Here is a 236-nt window from a genome sequence, read left to right on the forward strand (position 1 = left end):
GCGCTGGACGTCCGGTGGCCGTAGCCACCCAAAAGCCACAAGCACTGGCCCGGCTCGTCCTGGAGCACCACGGAATTGCCCGCTTCTTCGTGACAATCCAAGGCGCCGCGGATGACGAGTCCGTGGCCGCCAATTCGGCGCCAGGCAAGGTCGAGATAGTTGCCGCAGCATTGGCGGGCCTCAACCCCCAAACAGCTGTGATGGTGGGGGACCGGCACCAGGACGTCGCAGGAGCG

Annotated in this window: 1 protein-coding gene; it reads left to right on the top strand. The window is 66.1% G+C overall.

Annotation, left to right across the window (positions count from 1 at the left end):
* Positions 1–14: 14 nt before the first annotated feature.
* The coding region (locus SB764_RS44580; protein ID WP_410867384.1) for an HAD family hydrolase at positions 15–236 on the top strand (222 nt) is incomplete at its 3' end.

The organism is Paraburkholderia sp. SIMBA_027 (genome assembly GCF_046535315.1).
In the GTDB taxonomy this organism is placed as follows: domain Bacteria; phylum Pseudomonadota; class Gammaproteobacteria; order Burkholderiales; family Burkholderiaceae; genus Paraburkholderia; species Paraburkholderia tropica.